Annotated in this window: 10 protein-coding genes; 5 read left to right on the top strand and 5 right to left on the bottom strand. The window is 68.4% G+C overall.

The features are described 5' to 3' along the window. Positions 1 to 350 precede the first annotated feature (350 nt). The 5 genes from KPL57_RS57385 to KPL57_RS57365 all read right to left on the bottom strand — a co-directional run bounded on the left by KPL57_RS57385 (position 351) and on the right by KPL57_RS57365 (position 4751). Positions 351 to 1460, bottom strand: a complete 1110-nt coding sequence (locus KPL57_RS57385; protein WP_226358534.1) for a hypothetical protein — start codon at positions 1458 to 1460, stop codon at positions 351 to 353. A gap of 72 nt (positions 1461 to 1532) precedes the next feature. After that, positions 1533 to 1709 carry a hypothetical protein gene (locus KPL57_RS57380; RefSeq protein ID WP_226350986.1) on the bottom strand — a complete coding sequence of 59 codons (177 nt, stop codon included), beginning with the start codon at positions 1707 to 1709 and terminating at the stop codon, positions 1533 to 1535. Further along, on the bottom strand, positions 1709 to 2122 hold the full coding sequence (locus KPL57_RS57375; RefSeq protein ID WP_226350987.1) for a hypothetical protein: 414 nt from the start codon (positions 2120 to 2122) through the stop codon (positions 1709 to 1711). Before KPL57_RS57375 ends, KPL57_RS57380 begins: the two co-directional genes overlap by 1 nt. Positions 2123 to 2278: 156 nt before the next feature. Then, positions 2279 to 3043, bottom strand: a complete 765-nt coding sequence (locus KPL57_RS57370; RefSeq protein WP_226350988.1) for a GntR family transcriptional regulator — start codon at positions 3041 to 3043, stop codon at positions 2279 to 2281. Between the two features lie 316 nt (positions 3044 to 3359). Continuing rightward, positions 3360 to 4751: a protein rep gene (locus KPL57_RS57365; RefSeq protein WP_226358533.1), complete on the bottom strand. Its 1392-nt coding sequence runs from the start codon at positions 4749 to 4751 to the stop codon at positions 3360 to 3362. A 171-nt stretch (positions 4752 to 4922) separates the two neighbouring features. Between KPL57_RS57365 and KPL57_RS57360 the strand changes: the two genes are divergently transcribed. From KPL57_RS57360 to KPL57_RS57340, 5 genes are all read left to right on the top strand, one after another. Beyond that, positions 4923 to 6350: a protein rep gene (locus KPL57_RS57360; RefSeq protein WP_226350989.1), complete on the top strand. Its 1428-nt coding sequence runs from the start codon at positions 4923 to 4925 to the stop codon at positions 6348 to 6350. Positions 6351 to 6665: 315 nt separating this feature from the next. Beyond that, positions 6666 to 7430, top strand: coding sequence for a GntR family transcriptional regulator (locus tag KPL57_RS57355; protein WP_226350988.1), 765 nt, complete (start codon positions 6666 to 6668; stop codon positions 7428 to 7430). Between the two features lie 156 nt (positions 7431 to 7586). Beyond that, positions 7587 to 8000 carry a hypothetical protein gene (locus KPL57_RS57350; RefSeq protein ID WP_226350987.1) on the top strand — a complete coding sequence of 138 codons (414 nt, stop codon included), beginning with the start codon at positions 7587 to 7589 and terminating at the stop codon, positions 7998 to 8000. Continuing rightward, positions 8000 to 8176: a hypothetical protein gene (locus KPL57_RS57345; RefSeq protein ID WP_226350986.1), complete on the top strand. Its 177-nt coding sequence runs from the start codon at positions 8000 to 8002 to the stop codon at positions 8174 to 8176. The genes KPL57_RS57350 and KPL57_RS57345 overlap by 1 nt, the downstream gene beginning before the upstream one ends. 72 nt (positions 8177 to 8248) lie before the next feature. After that, entirely contained in the window at positions 8249 to 9472 is a 1224-nt protein-coding gene (locus KPL57_RS57340) for a hypothetical protein (protein ID WP_226350985.1), read from the top strand. The last annotated feature ends 242 nt before the right edge of the window (positions 9473 to 9714 follow it).

Below are 9714 nucleotides of genomic sequence, written 5' to 3'. Positions count from 1 at the left end.
CCGACGGTTGACCGACACCACAGCATGCCGCGCGGGACGGCGGGAGGCGTAGGCGATCGAGATGTGCCCGCGTGCCGTAGCCCCGAGTCGCGGGGGCGGGGTTAAGCTTGAAGTAGCCATGTTGGCCGGTCCAGTCCGATCGTTATGGTGATGACTTCCGGCCGACGGGCGAGCCCCTGGGATGACACTCCTGGGGGCTCACTTCTTTGTCGGCCTTGGCCGCTGACTCTGGCCTATTCAGGCCGCTACCTGGTGGAGGCGCGCCGGGGCGTCCCCTGCAACCTCGTCCCAGTACCGGGCGTAGTCGGCGTCCTCCGACGGCCCAGGCAGGCGCGGGCCGCGGGCTCGGGTCAGCGCGATGCCGGGGGCCTGGACCAGGGCGACGCCGGGCGGAGACTGCCGGTGCTGGACCAGCTCGGCGCGGGCGTCCTGGCCATGGAGCATGACCAGGGCTCGGGGTCGTCGACGCGGAAGCTCAGCCGCAGCCCGAGCTGCCCGCGGGCGAAGCCCTCGATGATCGTCGCGTCGGCGCGCTGGGTGACCACCAGCAGCCGCATCCCGGCCTTGTGCCCCTCCGACACCAGACGCCCGAACGCGTGCAGCAGCTGCTCACGCACCTTCGGCTCGCCCTTCGGGGTCGGGGTGGTGGAGGCCAGCCGCAGTAGGCCGGCCAGCTCCTCGAGCACCACCACGATCAGCGGCCGGTCACGGGTGAAGGCGGTGAGCTTGTCGTGGCGGTCGGGCAGCTCGGCGATACGCGCGTCCATCTCCCCGACCAGCCGGTCGAGCAGGTCGCGGTGAGCCAAGACGTCGCCGCTACCGGTGGCCTGCCACTCGTGGTGCCGGGTGCCTGCCCAGGGGCGGCCGAGCAGCAGCCCGGAGGGGTCTGACCCGGCGATCAGGACGTCGTCCAGGCGGGCGAGCTGCGCCAACACCGAGTAGCACCACACCGACTTACCCGAGCGGGTCGCGCCCTGCACACAAGCGTGCGGAGCCTGGACCCACGGCATCGCCAGCGGGCAGCCAAGCTCGTCGCGGGCGACGAGGACCTGAGCTCCGCTGACCGAGTGGTCGCGGGCGGGGAGCGAGGTGGTGACGTCGACGGCGAGCGGGTCTCCGGTGAGCAACTCGATCCGAACCCAGTGCGGACCCCGAGGCTCGACCCGGATGCGGTCACAGCCCAGAGACCCCGAGAGCCGCTCGGCCACCTCAGGGGCCCGGAAGTCGGCGGCGAGCTGGCCCGGCATGAGCTTGACAATCAGGACCGGGTCGGGGCCAGAGACATCCGCCCGGGCCAGCGTCGGGACGACGATCGTGGTGCCGGAGGCGACCTGCACGGCGTGCGACAACCCGACGTGCTCACAGGCCCGGCGCCACGTGTCGGTGAGCTGGTCGACCAGCTCACGCCCAGCCCGGTCCTGCTCTCGCTCCGCCCGGCAGGCGGTGGTCCAGATGCCCATCTCGGGCCCCCCTTCCTCAGAACGGCCCCGGACCGGAGGTGATCCGGACCGAGGCCTCAGCCGTGGTCGTGGTCAGCTCGCGCGGGCGAGCGGAGTCGAGTCGGTCGACGAGGTCGTGGCGAGGTCGCCGGTGAAGGCCCAGCCGTCGCACCGCGGGCACTGATCAGGCAGCCGGTCACCGTCGTCGACGATCTCGGTGACGTCCTGGCAGAAGGTGCAGACCAGCACCAGGACGGCCGGGCCGGACATCACGCGGCCTGCTCGCCGCGCTTGTGGGCCGTGCCGCCGATCGGGCGGATGCCCTCGGCGCGGTAGTAGACCTGCGCCCCCACCACCTTCTCCTGGCCGGTGTCGCGGTCCTTGATCTTCTTGTCCATCACACCGACCTCCAAGCCGACCAGCTCGACCGACATACCGGGCTGGACACCCTGGCGGGGGTCCTCGTGCGAAGCGATGGTGATCGACAGGACCGCGAACTTCGGGGCACCGAAGGTCCGGAACCCGGCCGTGACCTGCGCCGTCCACTTCGGGGTGCCGTCCTTCATGCACTCCTGGTCGGTCTCGCTGCCGAAGCGCAGCTTCGGTGCGACGTCCATGACCATGACCATCTGGAACGTCGCAGCCTGATCGATCTTGAAGCTGTTCGGACCCTGGTTCGACATGCGCATCTCCCGTGTTCTCGATCCGCCACTCCGGACCTGACCGTCAGCTTATCTACCTGTCTACCTTCCCACACGGGTACCTGGATAGACAAGTAGTCACCGCAAGAGAAAGGGCCGCTCACTCGATCGGCCCAGTCTCTGGCTGTTTTTGGCTGGTCAGTCGGTTGCGTCGAACTCGTAGACGTAGCGGTGCAGGCCACCAGCGGCAACGGAGTCGAAGTACTCGACGACCCGGCCGTCGCCGGTGATGGCGTGGCGGACGAGTGCGGTCACCGGCGCCCCGGTGGGCAGGTGCAGCGCCACCGCCTCCTCCGGTCGGGCCTGGCGTGACATCAGCTCCTCACGGAATCGCGCGAGCGGGAAGCCGTTGGCCTCCAAGAGCCCGTAGATGCCGCCGGGAGCCGTCTGGCCAGCCGAGTAGCCGATCTGGGCGTCGACGCTGGCAGGGATATAGCTGTCGGCGAGCTGGGTCGGTACACCTGCAACCCACATACGCCGGCGCTTTACGACAGCGGTGGCCTCACCGATGACCTCGGCGATCTCCGACGAGACCGTGACGGTCTCGATGGGGCTCTGGTCCTCGGACTGCCAGGTGAGCCCCAGGGCCTCGGCCTCAGCAGCTAGAGCACCCTTGCCTGCCGCCCGAGCGGAGCGAGAGAAGCGGTCGTTGCGCAGCGCCAGGACCGGAGCGACCTCGCGGACGAAGGACCCGATCCCGCGCTTGCTGTCGATGAGCCCTTCCTGTTGCAGCTCTGCGAGCGCACGACGAGCCGTGTTGCGGTTGACCTTGAACTGAGCGACAAGGTCAGGCTCGCTGGGCAGCTTGGCCCCCGGTGCAAGTACGCCGGACCTGATCTGCTCGCGGAGCGTATCCGCGATCTGAGCGAACACCGGACGATCACTCGTGACGTCGATGGACATAACCGCAGCTCCTTCCTCACTGGTGATGATCACGAAGGCAGTTGTCTACCTGTGTGCACAAGTGTAGTGGAGTCACGCGATGCAGTCGCGGCGACACCCCGACGGTGTCGTCGCCGTGCCGGACAGTCGACGGCAAACCGACCCGGACCGCACCCCGGGGGGGGCGGAAGCGGCGCGAGTGCCCCGAGAGCGGCTTTGAAGCGCCTTTGAACCGGCTTTGAAGCGACCAGAAACTGATCTCGACCGTCACACCGCCACAACCCGCCTGTGACCTGCGGAAACACCGGTCTCGGTGGGTGGGGTGGCGCCCGACACCTCAACCACCCTGCTTCGCTTGACGGCCGGTCGAGGTGTCGGGCGCCACCCCACCCACCTCTACAGTTCTCGATCTTGAGTCAGGGCTGGGGCCCTGACCTGATCGTTGCTCAGTGAACCGTTGCTCGGCGAACCGGTGTGTGGTGAACCAGCGTCGGCGTGCTCGACGCTGCTCGGGGTCCTCAGCTGCCAGGGCTGCCTTAAGCCAGCCGAACGGTTGTCGCTCGGGTGGATCGTCGAGTTGCACGGCGCGTTCGGTGGTATCGGTCTCGAACTCGAAGTCCAGACCCCGGGCGTCGAGCCAGGCGTGCGCGGCGGGGACACCGCCGTGGCGAGTGGCGAGCAGGAGGTCCTCGGCTTCGGGGTAGACCTTGCGCCAGGTTCGTGCAGGTAGAACCGCTGCGAGTTCGCCTCCAGCGTTCTCCTCCGCGATGGTCTCGTCGTCGATCTCGTCGAGCTTGCACTTGGCCTTGAGCCCGTTCGACCAGACCAGCTGCTGCATGCCCTTCGAGCCCTGCTCCCACTCCTGCCACAACGCGATGTCGCGCTCGTCACCAGTCTCCAGGGCGTCAGCGAGGATCTGGAACGGGGTCCTCGACCCGTTCTTGCCCTGCTTCCAGCGGCCCCCTGCGGTCTCGAACGCCAGCTTGGAGATGTACTTGGCCATCTTCTCCAGCGCGCCGGACCCGACCCGGACATCGACCCCGTGCTCGAACGAGGCGGTGAAGCCGGACTTCGCCAGCCCGGCGGTCCAAAGCTTGTAGACCTTCGTGACCAGCTCCGGAACCCGCGCAGTCACATCCTCCGGGAAGATCAACAAGGCGTGGATGTGCAGGTGCCAGCCGTTCACTTCCGCCTGAGTCGCGTCGATGCCGCGCACGTAGTCCATGTCGAGGAGCTGTTTAAGCTCCTGCCAGGACCGTGACGTGCTCAGGTGCCGCCACGCCCGGGTCAGCGCCCGACGGACTTCCCGCAGGCTGTGGCCCTTGTGATGGCTCATCGTCAAGGTCAGCAGCGCGACCGTCCCACCCCGCTCAGCGTTCCAGTTGATCAAGTGCTGGAGCTCCTTCGCCCGCTTCGCGCTGATCTTCGCCGAGCACACCGGGCAATCCCAGACGCTCCCGCAGGTCACCAGGCCACCGAACCCGGCCGAGCCGGGCTCCTCACCCGAGCCCGGGGTGTGATGCAGCGACACCTCACCTCCAGTGTTGATCGAGACCCGACCGCACCGCGCGACCCGCGGCAACGTCGTGATCTCCGCGAGCTTGCGCCGCGCAACGTACTTCTCCCGCAACGCCTGATCCTGACGCTCCCAGAACGTCCTCGCAAGATCATCCCCATGGCTCTGACCAGCGGCGGAGTCACTTATCGCGTCGTTACCAAGCGCGGGCACGCCCGCGGGTGTCGACGCGCGTCAGCGCGGCGGTCATCGAGCACCCCCAGCGATCAGCCCGCTCTGGCCGGTGCCCGGCGGGACGGGCTCCGGCCCGCTCCTGCCTCCGGCCCGCGGGCCGGACCCGGCCGGCCGGGCACGGCCAGAGCGGGCTGATCGTGGGGGTGCTCGATGACCGCCGCGCTGACGCGCGTCGACACCGCGGGCGTGCCCGCGCTTGGTAACGACGCGATAAGTGACTCCGCCGCTGGTCAGAGCCATGGGGATGATCTTGCGAGGACGTTCTGGGAGCGTCAGGATCAGGCGTTGCGGGAGAAGTACGTTGCGCGGCGCAAGCTCGCGGAGATCACGACGTTGCCGCGGGTCGCGCGGTGCGGTCGGGTCTCGATCAACACTGGAGGTGAGGTGTCGCTGCATCACACCCCGGGCTCGGGTGAGGAGCCCGGCTCGGCCGGGTTCGGTGGCCTGGTGACCTGCGGGAGCGTCTGGGATTGCCCGGTGTGCTCGGCGAAGATCAGCGCGAAGCGGGCGAAGGAGCTCCAGCACTTGATCAACTGGAACGCTGAGCGGGGTGGGACGGTCGCGCTGCTGACCTTGACGATGAGCCATCACAAGGGCCACAGCCTGCGGGAAGTCCGTCGGGCGCTGACCCGGGCGTGGCGGCACCTGAGCACGTCACGGTCCTGGCAGGAGCTTAAACAGCTCCTCGACATGGACTACGTGCGCGGCATCGACGCGACTCAGGCGGAAGTGAACGGCTGGCACCTGCACATCCACGCCTTGTTGATCTTCCCGGAGGATGTGACTGCGCGGGTTCCGGAGCTGGTCACGAAGGTCTACAAGCTTTGGACCGCCGGGCTGGCGAAGTCCGGCTTCACCGCCTCGTTCGAGCACGGGGTCGATGTCCGGGTCGGGTCCGGCGCGCTGGAGAAGATGGCCAAGTACATCTCCAAGCTGGCGTTCGAGACCGCAGGGGGCCGCTGGAAGCAGGGCAAGAACGGGTCGAGGACCCCGTTCCAGATCCTCGCTGACGCCCTGGAGACTGGTGACGAGCGCGACATCGCGTTGTGGCAGGAGTGGGAGCAGGGCTCGAAGGGCATGCAGCAGCTGGTCTGGTCGAACGGGCTCAAGGCCAAGTGCAAGCTCGACGAGATCGACGACGAGACCATCGCGGAGGAGAACGCTGGAGGCGAACTCGCAGCGGTTCTACCTGCACGAACCTGGCGCAAGGTCTACCCCGAAGCCGAGGACCTCCTGCTCGCCACTCGCCACGGCGGTGTCCCCGCCGCGCACGCCTGGCTCGACGCCCGGGGTCTGGACTTCGAGTTCGAGACCGATACCACCGAACGCGCCGTGCAACTCGACGATCCACCCGAGCGACAACCGTTCGGCTGGCTTAAGGCAGCCCTGGCAGCTGAGGACCCCGAGCAGCGTCGAGCACGCCGACGCTGGTTCACCACACACCGGTTCGCCGAGCAACGGTTCACTGAGCAACGATCAGGTCAGGGCCCCAGCCCTGACTCAAGATCGAGAACTGTAGAGGTGGGTGGGGTGGCGCCCGACACCTCGACCGGCCGTCAAGCGAAGCAGGGTGGTTGAGGTGTCGGGCGCCACCCCACCCACCGAGACCGGTGTTTCCGCAGGTCACAGGCGGGTTGTGGCGGTGTGACGGTCGAGATCAGTTTCTGGTCGCTTCAAAGCCGGTTCAAAGGCGCTTCAAAGCCGCTCTCGGGGCACTCGCGCCGCTTCCGCCCCCCCGGGGTGCGGTCCGGGTCGGTTTGCCGTCGACTGTCCGGCACGGCGACGACACCGTCGGGGTGTCGCCGCGACTGCATCGCGTGACTCCACTACACTTGTGCACACAGGTAGACAACTGCCTTCGTGATCATCACCAGTGAGGAAGGAGCTGCGGTTATGTCCATCGACGTCACGAGTGATCGTCCGGTGTTCGCTCAGATCGCGGATACGCTCCGCGAGCAGATCAGGTCCGGCGTACTTGCACCGGGGGCCAAGCTGCCCAGCGAGCCTGACCTTGTCGCTCAGTTCAAGGTCAACCGCAACACGGCTCGTCGTGCGCTCGCAGAGCTGCAACAGGAAGGGCTCATCGACAGCAAGCGCGGGATCGGGTCCTTCGTCCGCGAGGTCGCTCCGGTCCTGGCGCTGCGCAACGACCGCTTCTCTCGCTCCGCTCGGGCGGCAGGCAAGGGTGCTCTAGCTGCTGAGGCCGAGGCCCTGGGGCTCACCTGGCAGTCCGAGGACCAGAGCCCCATCGAGACCGTCACGGTCTCGTCGGAGATCGCCGAGGTCATCGGTGAGGCCACCGCTGTCGTAAAGCGCCGGCGTATGTGGGTTGCAGGTGTACCGACCCAGCTCGCCGACAGCTATATCCCTGCCAGCGTCGACGCCCAGATCGGCTACTCGGCTGGCCAGACGGCTCCCGGCGGCATCTACGGGCTCTTGGAGGCCAACGGCTTCCCGCTCGCGCGATTCCGTGAGGAGCTGATGTCACGCCAGGCCCGACCGGAGGAGGCGGTGGCGCTGCACCTGCCCACCGGGGCGCCGGTGACCGCACTCGTCCGCCACGCCATCACCGGCGACGGCCGGGTCGTCGAGTACTTCGACTCCGTTGCCGCTGGTGGCCTGCACCGCTACGTCTACGAGTTCGACGCAACCGACTGACCAGCCAAAAACAGCCAGAGACTGGGCCGATCGAGTGAGCGGCCCTTTCTCTTGCGGTGACTACTTGTCTATCCAGGTACCCGTGTGGGAAGGTAGACAGGTAGATAAGCTGACGGTCAGGTCCGGAGTGGCGGATCGAGAACACGGGAGATGCGCATGTCGAACCAGGGTCCGAACAGCTTCAAGATCGATCAGGCTGCGACGTTCCAGATGGTCATGGTCATGGACGTCGCACCGAAGCTGCGCTTCGGCAGCGAGACCGACCAGGAGTGCATGAAGGACGGCACCCCGAAGTGGACGGCGCAGGTCACGGCCGGGTTCCGGACCTTCGGTGCCCCGAAGTTCGCGGTCCTGTCGATCACCATCGCTTCGCACGAGGACCCCCGCCAGGGTGTCCAGCCCGGTATGTCGGTCGAGCTGGTCGGCTTGGAGGTCGGTGTGATGGACAAGAAGATCAAGGACCGCGACACCGGCCAGGAGAAGGTGGTGGGGGCGCAGGTCTACTACCGCGCCGAGGGCATCCGCCCGATCGGCGGCACGGCCCACAAGCGCGGCGAGCAGGCCGCGTGATGTCCGGCCCGGCCGTCCTGGTGCTGGTCTGCACCTTCTGCCAGGACGTCACCGAGATCGTCGACGACGGTGACCGGCTGCCTGATCAGTGCCCGCGGTGCGACGGCTGGGCCTTCACCGGCGACCTCGCCACGACCTCGTCGACCGACTCGACTCCGCTCGCCCGCGCGAGCTGACCACGACCACGGCTGAGGCCTCGGTCCGGATCACCTCCGGTCCGGGGCCGTTCTGAGGAAGGGGGGCCCGAGATGGGCATCTGGACCACCGCCTGCCGGGCGGAGCGAGAGCAGGACCGGGCTGGGCGTGAGCTGGTCGACCAGCTCACCGACACGTGGCGCCGGGCCTGTGAGCACGTCGGGTTGTCGCACGCCGTGCAGGTCGCCTCCGGCACCACGATCGTCGTCCCGACGCTGGCCCGGGCGGATGTCTCTGGCCCCGACCCGGTCCTGATTGTCAAGCTCATGCCGGGCCAGCTCGCCGCCGACTTCCGGGCCCCTGAGGTGGCCGAGCGGCTCTCGGGGTCTCTGGGCTGTGACCGCATCCGGGTCGAGCCTCGGGGTCCGCACTGGGTTCGGATCGAGTTGCTCACCGGAGACCCGCTCGCCGTCGACGTCACCACCTCGCTCCCCGCCCGCGACCACTCGGTCAGCGGAGCTCAGGTCCTCGTCGCCCGCGACGAGCTTGGCTGCCCGCTGGCGATGCCGTGGGTCCAGGCTCCGCACGCTTGTGTGCAGGGCGCGACCCGCTCGGGTAAGTCGGTGTGGTGCTACTCGGTGTTGGCGCAGCTCGCCCGCCTGGACGACGTCCTGATCGCCGGGTCAGACCCCTCCGGGCTGCTGCTCGGCCGCCCCTGGGCAGGCACCCGGCACCACGAGTGGCAGGCCACCGGTAGCGGCGACGTCTTGGCTCACCGCGACCTGCTCGACCGGCTGGTCGGGGAGATGGACGCGCGTATCGCCGAGCTGCCCGACCGCCACGACAAGCTCACCGCCTTCACCCGTGACCGGCCGCTGATCGTGGTGGTGCTCGAGGAGCTGGCCGGCCTACTGCGGCTGGCCTCCACCACCCCGACCCCGAAGGGCGAGCCGAAGGTGCGTGAGCAGCTGCTGCACGCGTTCGGGCGTCTGGTGTCGGAGGGGCACAAGGCCGGGATGCGGCTGCTGGTGGTCACCCAGCGCGCCGACGCGACGATCATCGAGGGCTTCGCCCGCGGGCAGCTCGGGCTGCGGCTGAGCTTCCGCGTCGACGACCCCGAGGCCCTGGTCATGCTCCATGGCCAGGACGCCCGCGCCGAGCTGGTCCAGCACCGGCAGTCTCCGCCCGGCGTCGCCCTGGTCCAGGCCCCCGGCATCGCGCTGACCCGAGCCCGCGGCCCGCGCCTGCCTGGGCCGTCGGAGGACGCCGACTACGCCCGGTACTGGGACGAGGTTGCAGGGGACGCCCCGGCGCGCCTCCACCAGGTAGCGGCCTGAATAGGCCAGAGTCAGCGGCCAAGGCCGACAAAGAAGTGAGCCCCCAGGAGTGTCATCCCAGGGGCTCGCCCGTCGGCCGGAAGTCATCACCATAACGATCGGACTGGACCGGCCAACATGGCTACTTCAAGCTTAACCCCGCCCCCGCGACTCGGGGCTACGGCACGCGGGCACATCTCGATCGCCTACGCCTCCCGCCGTCCCGCGCGGCATGCTGTGGTGTCGGTCAACCGTCGGCGTCG

The sequence above is a fragment of the Pseudonocardia sp. ICBG601 genome (genome assembly GCF_020496245.1).
Note: the sequence above shows the minus strand (reverse complement) of the source record. Positions and strands in the feature narration are given on the sequence as shown.